Here is a 25,597-nt window from a genome sequence, read left to right as displayed (position 1 = left end):
ATTACTCCACCACTATTTTATAATATTTTTCTAAAATCTTAGGTGAAACCCTATCCAACTCATTACTCGGCAATATGCTAAGAACTTCCCAAGCTAAATCTAAAGTTTCTGTCATATCTCTATTTTCATCATACTCCTGTTTTAAAAACTTTTCTTCAAATGCTCTACCAAAATCCATATATATCTTATCTATTTCTGAAAGCTCATCTTCTCCTATAACTTGAGCTAGTGCTATTACATCCTGAACCCTAGAGTAGGCTGCAAATATTTGATTTGATACATCTCCATGATCTTCCCTTGTAAAGCCTTCGCCAATGCCATCTTTCATAAGTCTCGACAGGGAAGGAAGGATGTTTACTGGCGGATAAAAGCCTCTTTGCTCTATTCCGCGACTTAAAACAATTTGCCCTTCGGTTATGAACCCTGTAAGATCTGGTACTGGATGCGTTATGTCATCATTAGGCATAGTTAATATAGGTATTTGTGTTATACTACCCTTTCTCCCTTTCATCATTCCAGCCCTCTCATACAGTGACGCTAGATCCGAATATAAATATCCTGGATAACCTTTTCTACTTGGAACTTCTTCTTTTAAGGAAGAAAGTTCTCTTAACGCTTCACAATAATTAGTCATATCTGTAAGTATTACAAGTACATGCATGTCCTCTTCAAATGCTAAGTATTCTGCAGCAGTCAATGCACATCTTGGAGTTATTATTCTCTCAACAATAGGATCGTCTGCTAGATTTGTAAACATAACCACCTTTTCAAGCACACCCGCTTCTTCAAAACTTTTCTTAAAGAAGTTAGAATCATCATACTTTATGCCCATAGCTCCAAATACTATACAAAATTTTTCATCAACCTCATCAGAAATTTTTGCTTGCCTTACAATTTGTGCTGCCAGTTCATTATGCGCCATACCATTTCCAGAAAATATAGGAAGCTTTTGCCCTCTTATTAATGTAGCAAGACAGTCTATAGATGATATTCCTGTTTGTATATAGTTTCTAGGGTATTTTCTAGCTACAGGATTCATAGGCCTTCCATTTATATCGTATTTTTTTGAAGAATAAACTTCGCCACCATTATCTCTTGGATCGCCTATCCCGTTAAATTCTCTTCCCAATATATCCTTTGTAAGAGCTATTTTAAAAGATTCCCCTCTGAAATGAACTGATGTATTGTTGACAGACATACCAGTTGTGGTTTCAAAAACTTGTATTATAGCCTTGTCTTTATAAATTTGAACAACCTTCCCTTTTTTGTTATACTTTCCATCCACCACTATATCAACAATTTCATCATATGCTACATCTTCAACACTGGAAAGTATAATTAAAGGCCCTTGAATTTTATTTAACATTAAATATTCTTTTTTCATATTGGACCTCCCTGCTGGTCTCTATAATGTAGATAATAATCATTATCTATATTTTTCTATAATTCCATCAAAATAATTCACTAATTCACTTTCTAAATCATCTATTATCGAAAGCTCATCATTGGGTACATTGTATTTCATTTTATAAAGCTTTTCCATTAATTCTTTGTTTATTATAACAGAAATTGGTATTCCAAATTTCACAGCCCTGCTTGCATTATCATAAAACGATTCTATAACTTTAAGCATTTTATATTGTTTGTTTAAAGGTGCATAAGTATCTACAGTATTATAGGCATTTTGTTGCAAAAATGATATTTTAAGGCATTTCGAAACCTCTATAATCAACCTTTGCGCGTCCGGCAGCACATCTTCACCTACCAATTTAACTATCTCCAGAAGCTTATTTTCTTCATATAAAAGTTTAAGCATCTTTGCTCTTAAGTCCATTACGTCTCCCGCCACGTTTTCCTCATACCACTCCTTTAAAAGTGATAAATAGCCACTATAACTAGCTAACCAGTTTATTGCTGGATAGTGCCTTGCATAAGCTAATTTTTTATCAAGTCCTAAAAAAACAGAAACGAATCTTTTAGTATTTTGAGTAACAGGTTCTGAGAAATCTCCTCCCGCAGGCGACACTGCCCCAATTACAGTAACAGAACCCTCTGTATTATTTAAGTTTTCTACATAACCCGCTCTTTCATAAAACTCTGCAATTCTTGATGGGAGATAGGCTGGATAACCTTCCTCAGCAGGCATCTCTTCAAGTCTTCCAGAGATTTCACGTAAGGCTTCTGCCCATCTCGAAGTAGAATCCGCCATTATAGCAACGTGATATCCCATATCCCTAAAATATTCCGCTATAGTTATTCCTGTATAAATACTTGCTTCTCTTGCAGCTACGGGCATGTTTGATGTATTAGCTATAAGCACAGTCCTATTCATAAGTGGTAAATCCGTTCTAGGATCTATAAGTTTCGGGAACTCTTCTAGAACTTCTGTCATTTCATTTCCTCTTTCTCCGCAACCAATGTACACTATAATATCTGCATCAGACCACTTTGCAAGCTGATGTTGGGTTATAGTCTTTCCAGTACCGAACCCCCCAGGGATAGCGCAAGTTCCTCCTTTAGCCAAAGGGAAGAATATATCTATTATTCTTTGGCCCGTGATAAGTGGTTTAAAAATAGTTTTTTTATCTTTTACCGGTCTTGGCGTTCTGCAAGGCCAATATTGATAAAGTTTAAGTTCATAATTTTCCGCGCCTTGCTTTAATTTTGCTACTGTGGTTTCTATATTGTATTTTCCATTTTCGCATGCCCAGGTTACAGTTCCAAAAACCCCTGGAGGAACCATTATCTTATGCATAATGGATGCAGTTTCTTGAACGTTTGCGTATATTTGTCCTTCTTTTAATTCATCTCCAAGCTTTACGATAATGTCTACATCCCAAAGTTTTTCTTCATCAAGAGAAATGAGCCCTATACCCTCTGGTAAAAATCCATAAGACATTTCATTTATCTTTTCTAGTGGCCTCTCAATTCCATCAAATATATTTCCGAGTATTCCTGGCCCTAATTTAAGAGAAAGAGGACTCCCAGTAGAAATTACAGGTTCACCTATCTTAAGACCGCTAGTTTCTTCATAAACCTGAATAGTTGCAAAGTCTTCTTCTATTATTATTATTTCACCTATAAGCTTCCTCGCGCCTACCATAACCATTTCTCTCATTTTGAAGCCCTTCATGTGTTCAGCTTTTATAACTGGACCATTTACTCCGATTATGTTTCCTACCATGTTATTCCTCCCCTTTTTAGGCCAGCATTTCCATAACTCTAACACCAATTGTTTCTTTACTATCGTGTAATGCAGCATATATACTATTATTTATAATAAATGTTCCTTCAAAATCTTTTAGTATATGTCCACCTATAAAGTCTTCTTCTGAAATTTTCACTTCAAAATTATGATCACAATACTCCTTTAGTATAAGTCCAATTTCACTTTGAAATTTTTCGTAATCCCTTTTTAGTACTATAATATAGTAGTTTCCTTTATCCATCGCATTTAAAGTCTTTTTAAGGTTACTTATGAAATACGGTTTATATTCCTCACAACTAACAAATTGTACAAGCTTTACCCGAACATTTTCTAGAGCATCACTAATCAACTTATCCTTAAGGAACAACACTTCTCTTTGTTTATTAAGCCTTTCTTTTGCTACTATTCCATTTGCTTTAATATTAGTTTTTTTTGTAACTTCCCTTTGGATGCTCCGTCTAAGCTCTTCTATCTTTTCTTTTTCTATATTGATTTTTTTTTCAGCCTCAAAACTGAATGTTTCTAATTTTTCTTCTTTTTCTTTATTTACCTTGTCATATATTATCTTAGAAAATAAATTTATCTTATCTTCAATTGTGGTCATAACTAACCCTCCTGCGAATTCTTATGCTCCTATTATACTTGTATAATTATTATATCTTAATCCCTATAGCCTCTTTAACGTATCTTAATATAGAGTCACTACCACGATTCCAGCCGTGCCTATCTGGAATTTCCACCAAAAGGGGTCTTTCTCTTGATAATTTTATGACGCTTACCTCGTCTGGTATTAAAAGAGCAATTTTCTCTGTTATTATTATTATTCCTATTCCCTGATTTTTTTTTAATTCTTTTATTTTTTCTAATATTTTTTCTTTTTCATGAAGAACAATGCCTTCTATTCCTGCCATTTTCATCCCTACAAAAGTATCCACATTATCACTTATTAAATAACTTGTCATAATCCTCTCTCCTAAAAAATTATAATTTCGAAAGTATCATTATTGATATAATAAGTCCGTATATAGCAATACCTTCTCCAAGGCCAACAAAGATAAGCGTTTTTCCTAGTATCTTAGGGTCTTCTGATACCGCACCTAATGCTGAAGAACCAACTGCCCCTACAGCATAGCCTGCGCCAATAGTTGCAAGTCCTGTGGAAAGCCCAGCTGCTAAATACCCAAGTCCAGCAGCCGGATTCACTGCAACTGTTCCCGCTGCGCGTGCTACGCTTGGAATATTCACGATCAAAGCTCCCATCATAACTGGTATAAATACACCTAAATTTATTTTCAGTGCTTTTTTAACCTTTTTCCTCCCCAAAACATCTATTTTACTTTGAGAAACGACTCCATACGTAATAGTAACTATAACAACACAAAATGTTAACATTAATAAAATAGTCATAATTGTTATTCCTCCTTCTAATATCTAGTGCACTAACTTTCACATTTATATCTTCCATTTTTTTACACAAAATGCATGTTTATATATATGTTACTTGATTTCAATCTGCACAGGTTCAAAAGCAATCCCTGCCCCTTCATAATACTTACTGAATAATTCATAATACTCAAGTCTTAACCCTTGTATAAATACAATCAACCCTTCAAGGCATATAATTATTACATTTCCAATTATTAATATTAGCACTGAAGCAAATCCACTCTTAGTCATAGAAGCCATAGCAGAAAATGCAACAAACAAACCCACATGATTTAATGCAAATGCACCTACTCTTATGAATGAAAGTGTATTAGAAAACATAGATAACAATGTTTCTATTACCTCAAAACCTGATTCTATAAAATAATCCTTAGTTCCAGATTCAAATAATATTTTTTTACCTTTAATAATATTCGCAAGCGGCTCCTTTAGTAATATCAGTAATAAAAAGAAAAGAAAATATATCATCCAAATAGCTTTCGGTAATAATGGCTTTTTATAGATTATAGATACTATTAGTATTAAAGCTCCAATATAGAACATAAAACCTGCTAGTCCTTCTTTTCCAAAAAGTCCACGTTCTATATCTTTCCTTCTTAAACTATTAGTAATCCCTAATATAAAGCCTAAAATTAAGAAACCACATCCAAATATTATAGCTCCAATTAACATATCGTTAATATCTTCCATCGGTCTAATTAGCAATGCATTAATTACTCTTTCAGAACCAAATACACTCCCATATAGAAATCCAAATATTATAGAACTTACCCCCAGGGTTTCAAAAATCCCGCCTATATTACTTCTACCTGACTTACTTTTCAGCATAACTCCTGCTAAAAGCAATACTAATCCTTGTCCTGCATCACCAAACATAGCACCAAACATTAGAGTATAAGTTATTGCCAAAAACCTAGTAGGATCGATTTCATCATAGCTAGGAACACCATACATGAAAAGCAAACTCTCAAATGGTTTAAACAATTTGTTGTTTATAAGCATTGTTGGTGGAGTTATAGCTTTATTAGTTCTCTCATTAGGCTCTTTTTTAATAATCAATATTCTATCATCAAAACTCAAAAGTAACTTATCAATGCTCTCCATAAAACTTTTAGGTATCCAACCAGAAAGATAAAAAAATTCATTTGTGCACGCCGCACTCTTTTTAATTTCTCCAGACTTTTGCTCCAATTCATAACTATTTTCTATATTTTTTATAGTTTTGTAATTTTCCTTTAGAAAATCACTAAGTTCCATTTTAATTTTCGTTGTAGATTCTTGCACTTGATATATTTCCGCACGAACAACCACCGCCACGTCCCTTGGAATGCCTATGTAATGATTAGGCACTAGAATTCTTTCGCAATTTGCCGATTTAAAAATTCTTTCCGTTTCTGTTAGCAAAAGCATTGGAGTAAATGCTATAAATATAACAAAATCTTTTTCCTTATAGACAGTTTCTATTACTGATGGAATATTTTCATAATTGGCTTTTAGTTTAACCATGTTTTGCTCTGGCACTTTATATAAATCCATTTGGAAATTTTTCATAGCAGTAATCTCTTCCATAGGAATAGATACATCATTTAAAAATCCTAAGGCCTCATATGTGTTTTTAAGGTATTGCTCCTTTTGTTTTAAATCCTCAAATTCTTTGTTTAAAACCATATATTTATCATATACTTCCGCTAGCTTATTCTCTATGGTATCAAAATCAAAAATCATCTCTTTAATATATTCGCAACTTATATCAACAGTATTTTGAGCCTTTGCAAGCTTTTCAACATGTTTTAAACTTATATTATATTCTTTATCATATAAGTAAGGTCTTATATAGTTTACATCCATTAAAGCCTCTATATTGCCCTCTGAAGTTTTTAATACAAAATCTGACGAGTTTATTTCTTGCAAAGCACTTACTGGCTGCATGCAGCCTTCTAGTGCTAATAATTTAGTTAATTTATCAAAATCGGACATTTCACCTACTAAATTAACCATATGCATTTTTTCTATAGACACAAAATCACCTCCTGCTTTTTTCTGGGGTAGATAAGCATTTATAATGTGACAGAAACATAATTTATACCTTCATTCATATCCATATCGTATCTTTTTTGTTCTACTATAGATATAATATCTTTTATTTCAATCCTATAAAACGCAAGATAACTCATAGCCATGCTAATATTTGTTTTATTCTCTCTAAGATTTTTTTTGAAATATTTTTTTTGAAATTCACGTTGTCGTTTTTCAATGGAATTAAAATCATCTTTTTCATATATCTTTGCATATGGTGTTTTTTCTATTATATTATAAAATTCTTCCATATTATTTATATAACAAAGCTTTCTAATATTTTCCTTTGAAAGCTTATACCCATTATATATGGTGTAGTTAAACAGCTCCTCAGAAGGTATATTGTAAAAAATCTTTCCTCTATATATCCATCCTAAATTTAAAAGATCTGCTTCCAATCCTAATATACTGTGTACCACTTCTTTATTCTCATTGTCCAAATGCTTGAGTTCGCGTCGTACAGACATAAAATAAACAAAATCAAGTTCTGTTTCAATTCTAAACAAACCTTTTTCACTGATGCCCCTAGCTAAATTTTTTAGACTTTTATAATATATGCTCCCTTTTAGTCCATCTATTACCTCTTCTGTATTTTTTAAGGCTAATAAATAATCATAATTTATTGTATTTAAAGAACTTCTTGCAATTAGCTTGTTTTCTATTTCGTCGCAACGTAGGCCTAAATATTTGCCTCTAATAATTATTTTTAAATCTTCTATTTCCCATCTTACAAAAAAAACTTTTATAAGCTTCCTGTATTCACCATCAAAATAATTTATAAATTTGCTATAAATACTTGTATAGTATCTATTTAAAATAATCTCTAAATTACCCCTATGTATTTTCTCTAAGTTGTATTCTCCTAAAAGCTCCCCATAGCTCGTATCCTCTTTTAATACTTTAACAGTACTTTTAAAATCTTTACACTTTAGTAATTTCAAATATTGATCTCCGCTTATCATCTTTCCCATCATTGCCTTTACTTTAGAATTAATAGCACTAAACTTAACAATACTTCCCATATATTCCCACCCCTATGATAGCGTTAAATACTTCATCTACTATTTTTAATTTATTGTTTTGATATTTTTTATTAATATTTTTTAATACTTTTTCTTTTTCTTTTCTTATGATTTCAGCTTTAAACTCCGCCTCCATCATCTTTTCATTACTTATAGTATTCTTAATGTTTTTAGATTCTTCTTGAAAGCTAACCTTCATATCCTTTATTATATTTTCAAATTCATCTTGTTTTTCTTTTAACATTTCATCAATGCCCTTCCTATAGCTTTCAGCATCTTTGTCTATACTCATTATTTTATTAGTTATAAATTCCAAAACATCACCCCCAATATTTATAAATAATACTTATTTTTATATTTTCTCATAATTTGGAATGTTGACTATATTCTCATTATATTACCTTTAATGCATAATGTCGAAAGCGATTTTGGGCATAATATAAGCCTTCGATAAGGGATCTGAGCTTTATTACAATATATACCATACAAAGCTAACGCTACCTATGTTTATCTCTTGCCCCCTACATAAAAACCATGACAGTTTCTTAGATAATTTTTCTTTATATTACCTAATGTATGTAGTATACTTATATATTATGGCTAAATACGCTAATGAAGGAGGATATTTATGAAAGATAACATAAAAGAAATTGAAGATAGCATATTAAACTATCTGTATGAAAATAGAACCGCATCCCCACAAAGCATCGCAAAAATAAAACTTGCGCTTAATCTAGGTAATGGTAAAGGTGATATTAGGGTTTTGAAATCTTCTCTTGAATCTTTAATGAAAAAAAGGCTTATAACTAAACAAGCGGTTAGAGGAAATTATAAAATTGAACTTACCGGAATAGAATTTATTGAAGAGAATTTAAAAAAAGAGTTATAAACTCTTTTTTTTATGGAATACAATATAAAAAGCGGCTCAGATAGCATAAAACTATGTATCTAAGCCGCAATATGTCTATTTAATTATGAAACATGTGTAAATTGAATTCATTCGTCGTATTAGCACTACAACATAGTTTTAACTCGGCAGGCACACTATCACCTACCCCCATGTATGTTATTAATTTTAGCATATTTCACCGATATATTCAATATCAATGTGCATAATCTTGTCGAATTGTTTAATCCTACACTCCATGCTTTAAATCTCCCTCGTTCATCTGTATATTGTATCCTTAGTTCATATAAATATACAAATATCCCATATAAACTTTATTAGTTTAACGACATTTCAGCGACCCAGGAGATGATTTAATTACTTTATGTCTATCTTATCTATAAATTTGCTTAAGGTCTTTTCTCCAATACCGCCCACTTTTGTTATCTCTTCTACAGACTTAAATCCTCCATTTTGCTGCCTATATTCGATTATAACATCAGCTTTAGCATCCCCTATTCCTGTAAGAGTCTTTAGTTCTTCTTTGCTAGCAGTGTTTATGTTAATAATAGCGCCCTTTTCAGTGCTACCCGAGTTTGAAGTCGCAGAATCGTTAGAATTGCTCTTTAGAGTAGTATTCAGGGGCGTTTGTGTTTTGTTTACCTCACCCTTTTTACAAATCACAATACAATCTTCATCATTTAGTTTTGCAGAAAGATTTGTCGCATCAAGGTCTGCATCACTAGTTCCCCCACCTGCTAGTTTTATAAGATCGGTAACTCTACTTCCTTTTTTTATATCATAAACACCAGGATCTTTTACAGCACCTTTTATATCCACTTTTATATTACTATCTTCTACTTTTGCATTACTACCTTCTACTTTTGCATTACTACCTTCTACTTTTGCATTACTACCTTCTACTTTAATTGATCCAGCTGCAATAACGCCCTCTGCATCTTTTTTTTCTGAAGTTTTATCAGTTTCTACAAATATATCCTTATAATCCGAAGCATTAACATTTTCTTTTGGACTTGACAATTTGTAGCCAGCAATTATAAATGCAATACTTATGCATAAAATAACTATAGAACCAATTATTTTCTCTTTATTTTTCATAATATCTCCTCGTTAACCTCCTAGAGCACAGGACACTTGCTAATTATTTTGCCATCCTATATAAAATTATTGACAAGTTTACGTAAATACTATCGCTAAGAAAGATTTTTTTTGATATACTATAAATGTTGAAAAACTTGGAGGTAACCTATGAAAAAATTAATCACAATAGCACTTGCATCATTTTTTTTATTTTTTAATACGGCCCCAACAGTTAAAGCACTATTAAAACCGCCAGTGGTGTCTGCTGATAGTGTGGTTTTAATGGATGCCACTACTGGTAAACTACTTTATGAGAAAAATAAAGATTCTGCTTACCCACCAGCTTCTACCACAAAGATAATGACTATACTTCTCGTCTTAGAAAACTCTAATTTAAACGATGTGGTAACTGTAAGTAAAAACGCAGAGATGACTGATGGTTCAAAAATATATCTCCTTAAAGACGAAAAAGTTTCTGTAAAAGAATTGTTATACGGATTAATATTAGCCTCTGCTAATGACTGTGCCGTAGCTTTAGCAGAACATATAAGTGGTTCCACAGGAAAATTTGCAAAGCTTATGAATGAAAAGGCAGAATCTCTAGGTTGTAAAAACACTAATTTTGTCAATCCAAATGGGCTATATGACGTAAATCATAAAACTTCAGCCTATGATTTATCCCTAATTATGCAAGAGCTAACTAAGCATCCCGAGTACAATATGATTTCAACAACGCCTTCATATAAAATGGCAGCAACAAATAAATCCAAGGAAAACCGTCCTCTTTGGAATGAGAATAGACTAATACAAAAGAATGACCCACACTACTATAAAGGCTGTGAAGGTGGAAAAACAGGATATACTATCCAATCACAGCATTCCTTTATTGCCGTAGCTAGTAGAAATGGTCAAAAGCTTATAGTATCTCTTGTACATGACTCTGAAAAGACATTTTTTCCAGACAGTAAAAAATTATTGGATTATGGCTTTGATAATTTTGAACTCTATAAACAATTTAATAAGAATGATAAAGTATCAAATTTAACTTTAGATGACGGTACGAATGTTCCGCTACTTGCTTCAACTGATCTTTATATTGTTAAATCTAAAAATCCAACTTTAACTCCAACTATTAAAACTGAGGAAAAAAAAATAGGCCTTTCGCCAATTAAGAAAGGTGTTCTAATAAGTAATGCTACAATTACTTATGGTAAAGATTCTTATTCTTTAGATTTGACTAGTGGAATAGATTATGCTAAAAAGCACGTTCAAACCCCTTCACTCTCAACAAACACAATAAATGCACTAAAATATCTTGCACTTGCTTTAGCACTATTGTTATTTGTTATAATATCAAAAAAAAGGAAAATAGGAAAAAGGAGAAACATAATAGAGTATATTCCCAGACACTTTAAATAGTAAAACATAACATATAAAAAAGCACCAAGTATAAACTAGATTAATAGTTTATACTTGGTGCTTTTTTATATGTCACTTTCAGTTTTAAGTTTACTTACCAAATTCGCTATATCATCTGGAAGTTTTGATTTAAGTATAAGCTTCTCACCAGTTCTTGGATGCGGAATAATTAATTTATAAGCGTGAAGTGCCTGCCTATCAATATAGTGGCTTTCACACTCTCCATAAAGGCTATCTCCATAAAGTGGATGACCGATATGACTTAAATGAACACGAATTTGATGTGTTCTACCAGTTTCCAAAGTTACTTTTAACAAATCACCATTTTCAAAAGAATCAATAACTTCATAATGAGTTATACTTCTTTGTCCATCTGCCCAAACTTCTCTCCTTGCACTTTCTTCATCGGGGTTTCCAATAGGCAAATCAATAGTACCTGTCTTATTTTCCATATTGCCATGTACAACAGCCATATAACTCTTCTCGAAAGTTTTGCTATGCATGTCGCTTTCCTGCATATCTCTTACCTGCAAATCACTGCTATGCATATCTCTAGCTAATGCCATATGTGAAAATTGATTTTTTGCAATTATTATAAGACCTGAAGTATCCCTGTCTAATCTACTTACGAGTCTAACAATGCATTTTTCATCTCTTTCCTTAAAATAATACAAAACTCCATTGGCAAGAGTACCACTGGGATAACCCCGAGTTGGGTGAACTACTATTCCCGGGCTCTTATTTACAACAATAAGGTCTATATCATCATATACCACGTCTATATCCATCTTCTCAGGCTCAATATTTTGATGTTCGTCTTTTTTCATATCAATTTCTATTTTATCCTCTGAATTTATTCTAAGATTCAACTTAGCTACTTGATTGTTTACCCTTATTTTCCCACTAAGCCCTGAGCTTTTTATAAATCTGCCAGATAAATTTTCTGTGTACTTTAAATAATCTCTTATCTTTACGTCAACGATGTTTGCTCCAACTACATATGTTAATTTATCATTACTCAATGGCAATTACTTCCATTTCAACTATTGCATCCTTAAGAAACTTTCCTACCTGAACGCAATCTCTAGCCATTAACTTTGTGCTAATAATATATTTTCCCATTTTTTCTTCCCCTCATAATTAAATAGTATTGGTAAGTTAAATCATCTCCTTGGTGGCTGAAATCTTCTTTGAAAATTATTAATGCATTAATTTATGATCTTTACCTAAGAAAACTATTATATCGAATTTTTCATCACTGGAGGATAAAAATTCAATATTGTCTATTTTAAAATCTTTTTCTAAATCATTTTTCATTTCTTTATTACCATTACATACTAAAATTTTAGTTTTACTAGTAGCTTTACCATTTCCTGTTACCGCTTTATTATAGCCGTTTTCTACAAGATATGTTGAAAAGTCACTAGCGAGTCCTGGTGTTTTAGTCCCATTAATCACCTTTATTTTAAGTTTTGACTTATCAATATTCTGTACCTGGCTGCCCTCTAATTTTGAAATAATCTCTTTATTTTGAGCTTTATTATATACTACATATGATACACCATGTACGCTCTTTAAATCGCCCTTAATGGTATCCATGGAGAGCTTATCACTACCAATGGTTGCAAATATGTATCCATATTTAAGTATATCATTAGCATCCATATTAGTTTCTACAGAACTTTTTATTGCTGATAAAATGCTTGGAATCTTAATTACTGTAATAGGACTTTTTACTTTCTTCATAACTTTAGAAATAAACATATGCTGATTTTCTATTCTTCCTAAGTCACCATTTTCAAAACCACTACCATCGGAATTTTTTCTCCACCTAAAAAATTCCTCAGCTTGTTTACCATCCAAATGAACATTCGTCCCCTTTTCAAAATGAATGCTTAAATCTTGATCAGGATCTTTATAATCCATTTTCCTTGTTATGTCAATATTTACTCCACCAATAGCATCAATTAGTTTATTAAATCCTTTATAGTCAATTTTGCCATAGTAGTCAATTTGAACACCTAATAACTTTTGTACAGCAGCAACTGCATAATCCACGCCACCAATAGCATGGGCAGCATTAATTTTTTGATTTTTACCATTTATCGTAACTAAAGTATCTCTGGGGATAGAAACCAAATTAACTTTTTTATCATTTGCATTATAATGTGCTAATATCATTGTGTCTGTCCTCTTTGGATCGTCAGCATTTGTAGCACCTGGAGTACCCACATCTACGCCCATAACCAGTATATTGCAAGATTTCCCATCTTTCTTAATCTTTTCTATATCATCCTTATTTAATTCCGATGCTAATCCTTTTTGGGTTAAATCTAATGCACTATTATTAAAGCTATTTAAGTAGAAATAAAGATAACCAAAAATTAACACAAGCACTGTCACCACTAAAGTACTGATAACAATTGCAAATCTTTTATAATTTACTATTTTTCTCTTTTTTTTATTATCACTCATACTCTCACCTACTATATTTACTTAATAAATAATTTCTTGCTTCTATTGTATCCGTATGCAATAATCCCTTTTGACCTATAACATATTTTATAGTATTGTCAAAAGATTTTATGACTGCTGCATCTAAATCAATATTACTTAAGCTTCTTAGTTCTTCTACCCCATCAAATTTTCTTAATGGCTCAATATAATCTGCAATATAAATTATTTTCTCTAAAAGGCTCATGCTTTTTCTACCAGTAGTGTGATAACGAATAGCATTTAAAATATCCTCGTCGTAAATCCCCATTACTTCTCTAGCTAGTATACTTCCAACTAATCCGTGCAAAATTGGTGGGTTCTTTAGGTATATTTCATCTAATTGTATTTCATGTTCTATAGCCAGTTTTATAAGCTCCTCATCAGTCTTATTCTTAACACAATCATGTATTAAGCCTGCAATTCGTGCTTTTTCTACATTTTCTCCATAAATAACTGCTAGCGTTACTGCAGTTTCACTAACGTTTAAACTATGTCTTAATCTACTTTCTTTTAAACTTAATTTCAAATAATGGAGCATTTCTTTCTCATTCCACATTTAAATCCCCCTATTTATATAACTGAAGATTATCAATTATTACCTCTACACCCTTAGGAAGAAGATAATCAACATTTCTACCTTTTTTTATACCACCTCTAATGTTCGTTGAAGATATGTCTATAATTGGCATATTAAGAAAAATCACTTTACCATTGAACTTTTGTTCTACATGATTTTTCTGCTTTAACAATTCTTCCACTGTAAATCCTGCTCTACCATAAACCACCAACTTACAACTTTTGAGTATTCTATCTACATTTTTCCAATTATCTAAATCCATTAGGCTGTCTCCACCAATTAAAAAATACCACTCTATATTAGTTTGCGATTCACTAAAAAGTTCAAGTGTTTCATAAGTATAGCTATTCTCTTTTTTATTAATTTCATAATCGCTTATTTCAAAGTGGCTTTCGTGCTCTATTGCCTTTTTAACTAAATCATATCTAATTTGAGCATCTGTTATTTTTTTATTAATTTTATTCGGTGGATTCCCTGCTGGCATAAATAAAATCTTGTCTAAATGTAAATTGTATAATGCTTCATAGGCAATATGAACATGCCCTATGTGAATTGGATCAAAGGTTCCTCCAAAAATAGCCTTTTTCACTGTAACACCTTCTTTATAGTATAATAAGGTACCTTCTGTAAAATAATAACACATTTTCTAATTTATATAAAGGAAAAAGCATGTAAAATTACATGCTTTTATGGTAATTCAATTTTAGGCTTTTTTAATGACCTTTTGTACAATACGCATTTACTACCAATACTTTGTATTCCTTCAGCATTTATAGCCGTGCAAATTATATCTGATGCTTCTCTAGCAGTTATTCCACTATTGTTTAAAATTTTAATTTTAACAAGCTCTCTAGATTCTAATATGTCTTCTATCTGTTTTAAAAAATTTTCTTCTATTCCAGCTTTTCCAACCTGAAATACAGGTTGTAATGGATTTGCAAGAGTTCTCAAATAACTTCTTTGTTTACTTGTAATCATAATATCCTCCTAGTTACATTCTTATAAGATAAGAATTATCGCTCATTATCTTTTATAATAAGAATTCAAATTCAAACTTTTGTAGTCTTACTAAATCACCGTCTTGAATTCCTTTTGCAACTAATGCGTCAAATACTCCCTTATTCTTTAACACTTTGTGGAAATATTTAAGAGAATCCGGTTCATTTATATTAACAGCACTTAACAATCTTTCAACAAAACTTCCTTCAACAACAAAAGTTCCTTCTTCATCAACCTCAACAGTGTAGGTGAATCTCTTTTCTTCTATTATGAATTTATCTTCATCATTTATTATTAGTTCCGTAACTGGGATAGTAGTTAACATTCTAGCCGCTTCTTTCATAAGTGCATCCACACCTTGATTTGTAGCTGCAGATATTTTAAATATCTTACTATCATCATATCCCAGTTCATTTAATTTCTTCTTAAAGTTTTCAAATACTTCATCATCAAACAGCAAATCACTCTTATTAGCGGCTATTATCTGAGGTCTATCCCATAACTTAACGCTGTATTTTCTAAGTTCTTCATTTATTTTTACAAAGTCTTCTACAGCATCTCTACCTTCAATTCCTGAAATGTCAACCACATGAATAAGCATTCTAGTTCTTTCAATATGTCTTAAAAAACCTATTCCAAGACCTACTCCTTCAGCTGCACCTTCAATTATTCCTGGTATATCAGCAATAACAAAATTCTGTGCACCCTTAACACTTACTACTCCTAAATTCGGTTTTAAAGTTGTAAAGTGATAATTAGCAATTTTAGGTCTTGCTTTTGATACTACTGAAAGCAATGTTGACTTGCCTACATTTGGAAAACCTAATAATCCAACATCAGCTAAGCTCTTAAGTTCAAGCTTAATCCATCTTTCTTCTCCTGGCATTCCTGGTTCAGCAAAGTTTGGCGCTTGCCTTGTAGGTGTACAAAATTTAACATTACCTTTTCCGCCTTGTCCAGCTTTGCAAACTCTATAACTATCACCATCATGAGCTAAATCATACATTATTTTTTCTGTTTCCATGTCACGCACAATAGTCCCCATTGGAACTTTAACATACAGATCCTCTCCAGCTTTTCCATAACACTTAGAACCAGAACCGTTTACTCCATTTTTTGCTACGAATTTTCTTGCATATGAAAAATCTAATAGGGTAGTCATACTAGGATCAACTACTAATATTACGTCTCCACCGTCTCCACCGTCTCCACCATCTGGTCCACCCAGTGGTATATATTTCTCTGTTCTAAACGAAACGGCTCCACTGCCACCATTTCCTGATTTAACAAAAATCCTGGCTGTATCAATAAACATATATTTCACCTTACCTTAGCTCATTTTCTATTTTGTTTAATTTTAATTTATTAGCCCAGCGCCGCAGGTGATAACATCACTTATGGTACTGAATATTAATCTATAAGCTATATTATTATCAAAAACACATTTATAAATTCTTAAATCATCTATTTCTGTTTCTATTTGTTGCCATTCATCCATCCAACTCATTTCGTCAGACATAGCTTCATTATTAGTAATCAGTAAACTTTCACCTAATTCATCTTCGAATATATAAATATATACAAATTTCTGATTAGTAACTTCTAGTTCCATAAATATAGCGTTAAGTAAATCGCCTTTTTTATTATATCCAATTTCAAAAATTTTACTTTTAAAATTGCTAATTTCGATGTTTATTTCTACTTTTACTTCATTTTGCCATAGTTTTTTAATATTATTCTCAAGGCATAGTGAAAATCCATTATCTTGTAATCTATAAATTTCACTGATAATTTCATTTTCCTTGGATAACCTATCTATGTATTTCAAAGCATCTTTCGGTCGCCTCGTTTGCAAATATCCAGATATAACTTGCAGATCATTCATAAAATCATGTCTTTGTTTTCTAATTAAGTTTATAAAACTTTCTAAATCACTCATTACTATCCTCCAAAAGAGAATTTTAAAAAAGCACCCTTTAAGGGTGCCTTAAATTATTCAGCAATACACGTTTCTACATCAACAGGATAAACACTTGCTTTTTTCTTCATTTTGCCCATTCTTTCGAATTTTACAACTCCATCAATTTTAGCAAAAAGAGTGTCATCTCCACCTATTCCAACATTGTTTCCTGGATGGATTTTTGTTCCTCTTTGTCTTACTAAAATATTGCCTGAAAGAACAAATTGTCCATCTGCACGTTTAGTCCCAAGTCTCTTAGATTCACTATCTCTACCGTTTCTTGAGCTACCTACTCCTTTTTTATGAGCAAATAACTGAAGGTTCATAACTAACATTGTACTACACCTCCTCTGTTTCTACTTTTATATATTCACCATAAGTAATTTCTATACTTTTAAGTCCAAGTATCATTGTTTCAAGTAAAACTTGACATCTTTCGATATCTTTTAGGGTTTGATCTTTTAAATCTAAATTCAAAAATCCATCCTCTATATCATACTTCACCTTAATTTTTAGAACTTTCTCAATCCCAATAATTGTAGTTTGAGAAATTGCTGAAATAGCAGCACAAATTAAATCTACATCTAATTCTGCTTCTCTAGGCTGAGCATGACCTTTTATTTTAAAAGAAACTATTTTACCTTTTCTTCGAACAAATTCAACTTTAACCATAACTAAGCTTCTATCTTCTCGATTTGAATTTTAGTATATGCTTGTCTGTGTCCTTGTTTCTTTCTGTAATCTAACTTTCTCTTAAATTTGAAAACTATAATTTTCTTAGCTTTTCCTTGTGCTAATACTTTAGCAACAACTTTAGCTCCTTCTACTACAGGTTTTCCAACTATTAAGCCTTCTTCCTTGCCTACTGCAAGAATTTCATTTAATTCAATGGTTGTTTCAACTTCAGCATCCAATTTTTCAACGAATAAAACGTCTCCTTCTTGAACTCTATATTGCTTTCCACCAGTAACTAAAACTGCGTACATAAAATACACCTCCTTGATCCAGTCTCGCCATCCCAGGTACATACCTTTATGTAAAATAAGCAGGTATGTTTATAACCTTACGTGTGCGGTCTACAAATGACATTCTAACATATATCCAAATGTTTGTAAAGTGTATTTACCCATATATCTTCTGTGTTTGCAAATTTCTTATTTGATTTGCGAAAATTAGCGATTCTACTTTGAATTTTTCTAAATGGGGAATAAAATTCACATAAATTTTATTATCTAACGCTCCTATTTGACGTGCAAATTCTAAAACATCCTCCATAATATCCTTTTTGTAAATTTCGTCAATTTCAATATATATATCTTTAATGCCCTGTTCCTTATGTATCTTAAAAATTTCATTTTTAATTAAAAATTGAATATAGGCTAGCTTAACCCTGCTACTCTTCCCACCGCAATGCTTGCAAGGTTCCTCAATAAACTCGTATATAGACTTTCCGCGCCTCCGTCTTGCAATTTGAACCAAATTTAGCTCAGTAAATGGATAAATTACAGTCTTGTTTTTATCATCCGCAAATCCTGCTTCTAAAACGTCTAATATAATTTTTCTTACTTCTAAATCCTCAATATCAATAAAATCTATTATAATGATTCCGCTTAGATTTCGAAGTCTAATTTGTCTTGCAATTTCTGTCGCCGCCTCAATATTGGTGCTTTGTGCAGTTTTTCGAAGTGATCGACTCTTTGTATTCTTCCCAGAATTAATATCAATTACATACATTGCCTCAGTTTTATCAATTACAATATTTCCTCCACATTTTAGTGGAATCCTATGATTGCGAAGACTGAGTATTTCTTTTTCTATTCCGTAATAATCCAGTAACATTCTGCTTTCACTATGAAATTCAACTTTTACATTGATGTCCGATCGTTTTTCTGTAAATTTCTTCGTATACTGAAAATCACTTTCATTATTCAATACTATTTTAAAAGTGTTTTTATCTAAAATATCACGTAGAGTTCTGTTTAAAGCTCCAGCATCACTAAATAGCAAAATAGGATTTCTTGAATACTTCGCTCTGTTTATAACGGCCTTATATATTTCATATAATTCACGAACTTCATCGTTTAGGGTATCAATGTCTACATCAAAGGCATTAGTCCTAATCATTACCCCTATATCCTCTGGCTTGTTAAGTTGATTTGCCACCATAGTTTCAAAAGTTCTATTATTTATTTTTTTAGAAAAACTTATGTCTTTATTCATATTTACAAGCACGCAGTAAATACCTGCAATGCCGAAAGCACTAGTAACTTTAGCTCCCTTTTTATCGATCTCTTCTTTTAAGACTTCAACTATAATCTCATCGCCTTTTTTTATCTTGGTATTCTTAAACTTTTCATCAAGATACATATAGCAGTCTTTGCCCTTCCCAATATCTATAAAAGCACATTTAATTGCTGGAACAATATTTTTTACGACTCCCTGATATATTTCTCCTGGAATAGGGCCACTATCCTCTTCTTCTATGAAGCATTCCTTTAATTTGTTATTTTCCTTTATAGCTATTCTTAAAAATTCTTCTTGCCTTTCAATATATATTTCTTTCACTTTAATCCACTCCTATTTTACTAATTTTTGAAAAGCTCGCTAAGAGTGACTAATTTATCATCTTTATATGCATACATTTCTTCCCGCTCTATATCAACAAAAGCTTCTTTATTAATAGACTCTATATTTTCCTTCAAATAGTCTGCTAATAACCGAGCTGATAAATTAGCACGACTTCCACAAGCAATAAGTGCTGAAATACAAATTACTGAGCTATCTACTTCAAATTCAAATTTATGCACTAATGGTTTTATATTAATCATTTTTTCTCCGCTTTTACTCATCTTAACGATGTTCCATTCGCCTGCACTACAAATACTCTGCAATGTTTTTAGTGCATCCTCTCCACCCGTGCATTTTAGTTTAATTGTATATTTAGCAGCATCAATAATCGCCATAGCTTGAGCTTTCTTTTTTCCCTCAACTGGAATAACTTTTACCACATCTAAAATTTCAATTCCACGTGGCGTATTTTCATTCATTTTATCCATAATATATTTTTCTTCTAACTCACTGTTTAACACTACATCCATGTATTCCCCCTCAGAATGTACCCCTACAGACAATGGTTGTGCAATAGATACCGCCATGTGAGGATTAAAGCCTTTTGAATATTCTATTGGAAGAACTGACCTTTTAATAATTTTTTGGAGGGTTCTCATTAAATCTAAATGAGCAACAAATTTAATTTCACTGCCTTTAGTATACTTAATTAAATAACGCACCGTTGAAACACGTCCCTTCTTTAAAATTAACATTAACGCCGCATTCCGTGCAGCCTAACATGCAATTTTGAGTTAATTCTACTTTTTTTGCTTTTTCATTTTCGAGTATTAGATACTCTTTATTAACACCAATATCTATAAAATCCCAAGGAAGTATTTCATCATAACTTCTTTCGCGATAAGCATAAAATTCTCCTAAAACGCCACATTCATCCATTGCTTCTTTCCATATTTCAAAATTAAAATACTCAGACCAACCATCAAATTTCGCACCCTTTTCAAATGCCTTAATTATAACATCACAAATTCTTCTGTCTCCTCTAGCAATTACCGCTTCTAGAAACGAAACTACAGATTCATGATAATTATAAATAACCGCCTTACTTGTTATAGCATACTTAACTGCTTTTATTTTTTCAACTACCGCATCCATTGTTGCTTGCGGCGCCCATTGGAATGGAGTAAATGGTTTTGGTACAAATATAGCGGAACTTGAAGTAACCCTTAATCCTCTTTTTCGTGTTTCCTTAGGGATTTTAAAGTATTCTGCTACAACTTTATCCGAAAGCTCTGCAATGCCTCGTACATCATCCATAGTTTCATAAGGAAGCCCAACCATGAAATAAAGCTTTATAGTTGACCACCCTGAAGCAAAAACGCTGCTGGCAGCTTCTAATATTTGTTCCTCTGTAACTCCCTTATTTATAATGTCGCGCATTCTTTGGGTTCCAGCTTCCGGTGCAAAAGTTATACCAGTTTTTTTAACCTTTTGTATTTCCTTAATTAAATCTACAGAGAAAGAATTTATCCTAATTGAAGGCAGAGATACACTCACGTGGTCTTCCTTATGTTTTTCAATTAGCGTCGTTATAAGGTTTCGTATATCTGAATAATCACATATGCTTAAAGAACTTAAAGATATTTCTCTATACCCTGTGCTCTTTAATAATTTATCTGCAGCATCGATAATGTTAGCTGTACTCTTTTCTCTAACTGGTCTATATATCATGCCCGCTTGGCAAAATCTACATCCATTAGTGCATCCCCTAAATGTCTCGAGTATTACCCTATCATGTACTATTTCAGTATACGGAACTACGATTTTATCTGGAAAAGCAACTTCATTAAGATCTGTTACGAATCTTTTCTTAACGATTTTAGGAACATCATCATATTTAGGCTTAAATTCCTTGATAGTGTTATCTTCATTATAGGACACCTCATATAATGAAGGCACATATATTCCTCTTATCTTAGATATTTCTCTTAGGAATTCTTTTTTACGACCTTTGTACTTTTTGTAAATATCTAACACATCATTCATTATTTCTTCGCCTTCGCCAATCTCAAAGAAATCCACTATATCGTGAAGAGGTTCAGGATTATAAGCACATGGTCCCCCAGCCATAACTATGGGTTCATCTTCACCTCTCTCTGAAGCTCTTATAGTAATACCCGACATATCTAACATGTTGAGTATATTAGTGTAGCTCATCTCATATTGCAGAGTAAACCCTAAAATATCAAATTCCTTTAAAGAATCTTTGCTCTCAAGAGCATACAAAGAAATATTATTTTCTCTCATTTGTTTTTCCATATCTGGCCAAGGAGCAAACGCTCTTTCGCAATAAGTGTCGCTTCTTTCGTTTAATACATGATAAAGTATTCTACTACCTAAATGTGACATTCCCACTTCATACACATCAGGAAAGCAAAAAGCAAATCTTATATCAATTTTTTCTAAATCTTTATAACAACAATTAAGTTCTCCACCTATGTATCTAGCAGGCTTTTCGACCTTAAATAAGATATCATCTGAAATTTTATTCATAGAAATCACTCCTCGTTTTTTCTCTAGGCTAGATAATAGTTATCCTTTGTATCTGCCATAGACACATTACATTATTTTATTCTAACACATGAGCGTTAAATCTCAAAATGAAAAATATCTTAAAGTAAAACACCCAACCTTTAATAGGCTTTGTTTTACTTTAAGATATCTTATTATACATTATTTTTTAATTTTTTAATGTCAATGTACTCACTTAGGCTTATATTACCATAGGCTTTTATTGCCTCAATTATTTCTTCTTCATACAACGTATCTAGCAATGTCATATTTTCATCTAGTATTGTAAACAAATTGTACTTATTCTTATCAATTATTCCTAGTACCGATAATAAATTTTTTTCACAAAAAACAGATATACTTTTATTCTCTACATATCCTCTCTTTATAAATCTATGTTTCTTCCTAATAATATAACCCATAATCAAATATACTATCCTTTCCTTTTCTTTAATCGAAGATATTAAAATAAATATAGAAATTAAGCCTAAATTAAAGTTGCTTTTATTTGCTGCTACACTTACAAAATATATAAACATGAAAACACTTCCAAGAATCATACTAACCCTAATAGAAATTTCATTTGCCCTTCTATATATAGTCTTAATATTAAGTATATCCCTAAGCACCCTTCCTCCGTCCAGTGGAAAGGCTGGTATAAGATTAAAAATGCCTAAAGCTAAATTGCTTTTATAAATTAAATGCAAATAAGGTCTATTGAATAATATAAATAAAATATAAAAAATAACTGCTAATAATAAGTTTAATAAGGGACCCGATAAAGAAATTATTAAATCCTCTTTAGCACTTGCTTCATCTAAATCTTTCACCTTAAGTACGGCTCCTATAGGAAGAATTTCGATATCAAAGCCTGAAAACCCTAAAATTCTAGCAGTTAAATAATGCATCATCTCATGGATGAATACAAAAGCAAAAGCTATTACTAATTCTCCTTTAAATCCTAATATTATTAACAAAATAATATACGGTATAAATAACTTACTTATTCTTATCAATTAATCCCCCAAAGCAATTGCTGAACTGTCATTAAATCATCTCCTGCGGAGCTGCAATATTAACGACTTCAGAAGGAGATCTATATTCCCGCTAAAGTTTCTTTTTTGCTATAGTATGGACCTCCTACTTATAGAAGCGGCCGGCTTCCCTTCTGAACTGTCATTAAATCATCAAAAATTAATATCTTTACTATTTATTCCATCCCCACTTGAAATTTTGCTTTTAACCTTCTCTATGAAATTCACTGTAACAGCTTCTACATCTTTAAATTTAACGCCCTTCGCTTTATCTATTAATGTACCATAATCATACTCTTTGTTTATTGCTTGCTTAGAATAATTATAAACATATTGAGTTTTAGGTGTAACTACTACTTTTAAGCATAATACAAAAATAAACAATACTAGTACACCAATCAATTCCCTGGTTAATCTTTTTATATAAAAATTAGGCATTCCACTTTGTTTGTTATTTTCACTATGAAAACTATTTGCGCTTCTATGCCTTTTTGCCAAATTATTATAATAGCTTTGATACTGCGTATTATAATTACCCATTTTATCCCCCTCTAACAATCTTTTACTATTTATATATATTTAATTTCTACCATTTATATTACATATTATAAGAAAAAAGTATATATTATATCATCTTAAACAAAATAAGCACTGCAAACTATGCAGTGCTTACTCGATTATGTTGTTCTATTTACGATTTTTTAAACTTCTCATTAAAACTTCAGCTGTACCTAAATTTGTGGCAAGTGGAACACAATGTACATCACATAATCTAAGAAGTGCTGAAATATCTGGTTCATGAGGTTGAGGGGTTAGTGGATCCCTTAAAAAAATTATCATATCCAATTCTTCTTGTGCAAGCTTTGCACCTATTTGCTGGTCACCGCCAAGTGGTCCTGATAAAAACCTAGTAACATCAAGTCCCACTTGTTCACTTATTAATTTTCCTGTTGTCCCTGTTCCGTATAAATCATGTTTTTCTAAAACATCCTTGTACCTTGTTGCAAAGTCAATCATATCAGCCTTTTTTTTATCATGGGCTACTAGTGCTATTCTCATATCTATTCCCCCTCATGATTTATTGAATATTATTAAAAATTTATTTTTTTCCTTCTCATACCTACATTAAGCACTAATCCTAATGATATAAAAGTTGTTAAAAGTGAGCTCCCACCATAACTCATAAATGGTAGAGTTATTCCTGTAATAGGCATAAGTCCCATTGTCATTCCCATATTTTGCATTATTGAAAATAATAAATTCGAAATAAATCCCACACACAACACAGTGCCAAAAATATCTTTCGATTCTTTTGCAATTTTTACTAACCTGCATATAAGTAGTCCATATAATAATAATAATACTAATGCACCAATAAGTCCCCATTCTTCTGCTAAGACGGCAAAAATAAAATCCGTCTGATTTTCTGGAACAGAGCTAAACTGCACTCCTTTTCCAAACCCTCTTCCTAGTATTCCTCCCGAGCCTATAGCGAGTCTTGCTTGAATAAGCTGATGACCATACCCTTGTGCAAATTGCTCAGGATGCAAGAATGAAGTGAGTCTTCCTTTCCAATAAGTTTTCATAATTGGAGAATTCCATACACCTACAACTATAAGCAATATTGAAGTCATTCCTCCAATTATCACTTTGTAATTTAGTCCAATACAATAAAATATCCCTAGTACTATAAAAAAGCTTACCATAGTCATTCCCATATCCGGTTGAATAATAATTAATAACATTGGCACTGCCACATAAAATGCTAACTCCAACAAATTTTTAGGATCATTAATTCGCCCTTCCATTTCATCTAATTTCTTAGCCAGCATTATTATCATGCCAATCTTAGCAAATTCTGAAGGTTGCAGGGTGCCTATGCCTATATTTATCCAAGATCTTGCACCATTTACAACAGTTCCAAAAACATCACCATATATTAACAATGCAACGCCTGCCCAATATATTATAACGGCATAATTTTCTATTAACATATAATCAAAGACCAAAAGAACATACATCACAGCAATACTTACTATCAACCATATAATTTGCATTTTAACTAACTTAGTTCCATAATTCTTCACTGTAGCACTATAAATATTTATGCATCCAAAAATCACAATAGAAATTGCTACTATAATCACACTATAATCCAATTCTCTTAACAGTTTTTTATTAAGTCTTAGGTTTTGTAAAATTTTCATGGTTTAACCTACCTCCATCTCAAATAT

The 25,597-nt window shown here is 31.8% G+C and carries 28 protein-coding genes; 2 read left to right on the top strand and 26 right to left on the bottom strand.

All coding sequences use genetic code 11. The annotated features are described in order from the left end of the window. Position 1: 1 nt before the first annotated feature. From ACWJKE_RS00975 to ACWJKE_RS00940, 8 genes are all read right to left on the bottom strand, one after another. Entirely contained in the window at positions 2-1,384 is a 1,383-nt protein-coding gene (locus tag ACWJKE_RS00975; RefSeq protein WP_165413718.1) for a V-type ATP synthase subunit B, read from the bottom strand. A gap of 42 nt (positions 1,385-1,426) precedes the next feature. Further along, the gene (locus ACWJKE_RS00970; protein ID WP_216301788.1) at positions 1,427-3,184 is read right to left on the bottom strand and encodes a V-type ATP synthase subunit A; all 1,758 of its coding nucleotides are present in this window, start codon (positions 3,182-3,184) and stop codon (positions 1,427-1,429) included. 16 nt (positions 3,185-3,200) lie between these two features. Then, positions 3,201-3,812: a V-type ATP synthase subunit E gene (locus ACWJKE_RS00965; protein ID WP_462959101.1), complete on the bottom strand. Its 612-nt coding sequence runs from the start codon at positions 3,810-3,812 to the stop codon at positions 3,201-3,203. A gap of 49 nt (positions 3,813-3,861) precedes the next feature. Continuing rightward, positions 3,862-4,170, bottom strand: coding sequence for a V-type ATP synthase subunit F (locus ACWJKE_RS00960; protein WP_216301786.1), 309 nt, complete (start codon positions 4,168-4,170; stop codon positions 3,862-3,864). A 19-nt stretch (positions 4,171-4,189) separates the two neighbouring features. Continuing rightward, the gene (locus ACWJKE_RS00955; RefSeq protein ID WP_216301785.1) at positions 4,190-4,615 is read right to left on the bottom strand and encodes an ATP synthase subunit C; all 426 of its coding nucleotides are present in this window, start codon (positions 4,613-4,615) and stop codon (positions 4,190-4,192) included. 90 nt (positions 4,616-4,705) lie between these two features. Beyond that, complete coding sequence (locus tag ACWJKE_RS00950) at positions 4,706-6,673, bottom strand: V-type ATP synthase subunit I (RefSeq protein ID WP_216301784.1); 1,968 nt, start codon at positions 6,671-6,673, stop codon at positions 4,706-4,708. 38 nt (positions 6,674-6,711) lie between these two features. Beyond that, positions 6,712-7,752, bottom strand: coding sequence for a V-type ATPase subunit (locus ACWJKE_RS00945; protein ID WP_216301783.1), 1,041 nt, complete (start codon positions 7,750-7,752; stop codon positions 6,712-6,714). Next, positions 7,736-8,068, bottom strand: a complete 333-nt coding sequence (locus ACWJKE_RS00940) for a hypothetical protein (protein ID WP_216301782.1) — start codon at positions 8,066-8,068, stop codon at positions 7,736-7,738. The genes ACWJKE_RS00945 and ACWJKE_RS00940 overlap by 17 nt, the downstream gene beginning before the upstream one ends. Before the next feature lie 312 nt (positions 8,069-8,380). On the opposite strand from ACWJKE_RS00940, the gene ACWJKE_RS00935 reads away from it, so the two are divergent. Beyond that, entirely contained in the window at positions 8,381-8,641 is a 261-nt protein-coding gene (locus tag ACWJKE_RS00935) for a hypothetical protein (RefSeq protein ID WP_216301781.1), read from the top strand. A gap of 375 nt (positions 8,642-9,016) precedes the next feature. Here ACWJKE_RS00935 and ACWJKE_RS00930 read toward each other — a convergent pair whose 3' ends face one another. Beyond that, on the bottom strand, positions 9,017-9,757 hold the full coding sequence (locus ACWJKE_RS00930; protein WP_462959100.1) for a helix-hairpin-helix domain-containing protein: 741 nt from the start codon (positions 9,755-9,757) through the stop codon (positions 9,017-9,019). A 150-nt stretch (positions 9,758-9,907) separates the two neighbouring features. Between ACWJKE_RS00930 and ACWJKE_RS00925 the strand changes: the two genes are divergently transcribed. Then, positions 9,908-11,158 carry a D-alanyl-D-alanine carboxypeptidase family protein gene (locus ACWJKE_RS00925; protein ID WP_220285965.1) on the top strand — a complete coding sequence of 417 codons (1,251 nt, stop codon included), beginning with the start codon at positions 9,908-9,910 and terminating at the stop codon, positions 11,156-11,158. A gap of 65 nt (positions 11,159-11,223) precedes the next feature. On the opposite strand, the gene ACWJKE_RS00920 is transcribed toward ACWJKE_RS00925, so the two are convergent. The 17 genes from ACWJKE_RS00920 to rodA form a co-directional block, all read right to left on the bottom strand. Then, positions 11,224-12,180, bottom strand: coding sequence for an RluA family pseudouridine synthase (locus tag ACWJKE_RS00920; protein ID WP_165413707.1), 957 nt, complete (start codon positions 12,178-12,180; stop codon positions 11,224-11,226). Positions 12,181-12,358: 178 nt separating this feature from the next. After that, entirely contained in the window at positions 12,359-13,633 is a 1,275-nt protein-coding gene (locus ACWJKE_RS00915) for an LCP family protein (RefSeq protein ID WP_462959099.1), read from the bottom strand. A gap of 4 nt (positions 13,634-13,637) precedes the next feature. Then, positions 13,638-14,210, bottom strand: a complete 573-nt coding sequence (yqeK, locus tag ACWJKE_RS00910; protein ID WP_165412896.1) for a bis(5'-nucleosyl)-tetraphosphatase (symmetrical) YqeK — start codon at positions 14,208-14,210, stop codon at positions 13,638-13,640. 10 nt (positions 14,211-14,220) lie between these two features. Next, positions 14,221-14,874 (bottom strand): nicotinate-nucleotide adenylyltransferase, encoded by a 654-nt coding sequence (gene nadD, locus ACWJKE_RS00905; RefSeq protein ID WP_216301778.1) that lies wholly within the window; start codon positions 14,872-14,874, stop codon positions 14,221-14,223. 44 nt (positions 14,875-14,918) lie between these two features. Further along, positions 14,919-15,209 (bottom strand): YhbY family RNA-binding protein, encoded by a 291-nt coding sequence (locus tag ACWJKE_RS00900; RefSeq protein ID WP_165412894.1) that lies wholly within the window; start codon positions 15,207-15,209, stop codon positions 14,919-14,921. A gap of 52 nt (positions 15,210-15,261) precedes the next feature. Continuing rightward, positions 15,262-16,545, bottom strand: coding sequence for a GTPase ObgE (gene obgE, locus ACWJKE_RS00895; RefSeq protein WP_165412893.1), 1,284 nt, complete (start codon positions 16,543-16,545; stop codon positions 15,262-15,264). A 42-nt stretch (positions 16,546-16,587) separates the two neighbouring features. Beyond that, a complete protein-coding gene (locus ACWJKE_RS00890; protein ID WP_220320169.1) occupies positions 16,588-17,169 on the bottom strand; it encodes a Spo0B domain-containing protein in 582 nt (193 codons plus the stop codon). 53 nt (positions 17,170-17,222) lie between these two features. Further along, positions 17,223-17,525 (bottom strand): 50S ribosomal protein L27, encoded by a 303-nt coding sequence (rpmA, locus tag ACWJKE_RS00885; protein ID WP_165412891.1) that lies wholly within the window; start codon positions 17,523-17,525, stop codon positions 17,223-17,225. A gap of 4 nt (positions 17,526-17,529) precedes the next feature. Next, positions 17,530-17,862 carry a ribosomal-processing cysteine protease Prp gene (locus ACWJKE_RS00880; RefSeq protein ID WP_220320168.1) on the bottom strand — a complete coding sequence of 111 codons (333 nt, stop codon included), beginning with the start codon at positions 17,860-17,862 and terminating at the stop codon, positions 17,530-17,532. Positions 17,863-17,864: 2 nt separating this feature from the next. Then, positions 17,865-18,176: a 50S ribosomal protein L21 gene (gene rplU, locus ACWJKE_RS00875; RefSeq protein ID WP_165412889.1), complete on the bottom strand. Its 312-nt coding sequence runs from the start codon at positions 18,174-18,176 to the stop codon at positions 17,865-17,867. A 136-nt stretch (positions 18,177-18,312) separates the two neighbouring features. Further along, on the bottom strand, positions 18,313-19,755 hold the full coding sequence (locus ACWJKE_RS00870) for an Rne/Rng family ribonuclease (protein ID WP_216301775.1): 1,443 nt from the start codon (positions 19,753-19,755) through the stop codon (positions 18,313-18,315). Positions 19,756-19,775: 20 nt separating this feature from the next. Then, a complete protein-coding gene (locus ACWJKE_RS00865; RefSeq protein ID WP_462959098.1) occupies positions 19,776-20,513 on the bottom strand; it encodes a TIGR03936 family radical SAM-associated protein in 738 nt (245 codons plus the stop codon). Continuing rightward, entirely contained in the window at positions 20,464-22,311 is a 1,848-nt protein-coding gene (locus ACWJKE_RS00860; protein ID WP_165412886.1) for a TIGR03960 family B12-binding radical SAM protein, read from the bottom strand. Before ACWJKE_RS00860 ends, ACWJKE_RS00865 begins: the two co-directional genes overlap by 50 nt. Before the next feature lie 173 nt (positions 22,312-22,484). After that, positions 22,485-23,345, bottom strand: coding sequence for a M50 family metallopeptidase (locus ACWJKE_RS00855; RefSeq protein WP_220320167.1), 861 nt, complete (start codon positions 23,343-23,345; stop codon positions 22,485-22,487). Between the two features lie 171 nt (positions 23,346-23,516). After that, on the bottom strand, positions 23,517-23,903 hold the full coding sequence (locus tag ACWJKE_RS00850; protein ID WP_165412884.1) for a hypothetical protein: 387 nt from the start codon (positions 23,901-23,903) through the stop codon (positions 23,517-23,519). 147 nt (positions 23,904-24,050) lie between these two features. Next, positions 24,051-24,422, bottom strand: coding sequence for a methylglyoxal synthase (locus ACWJKE_RS00845; protein ID WP_165412883.1), 372 nt, complete (start codon positions 24,420-24,422; stop codon positions 24,051-24,053). 32 nt (positions 24,423-24,454) lie between these two features. Further along, the gene (gene rodA, locus ACWJKE_RS00840; protein WP_369811907.1) at positions 24,455-25,564 is read right to left on the bottom strand and encodes a rod shape-determining protein RodA; all 1,110 of its coding nucleotides are present in this window, start codon (positions 25,562-25,564) and stop codon (positions 24,455-24,457) included. Positions 25,565-25,597 lie beyond the last annotated feature (33 nt).

It is taken from the genome of Clostridium sp. CM036 (assembly GCF_055081135.1).
This window is presented reverse-complemented; position numbering and strand designations above follow the sequence as displayed.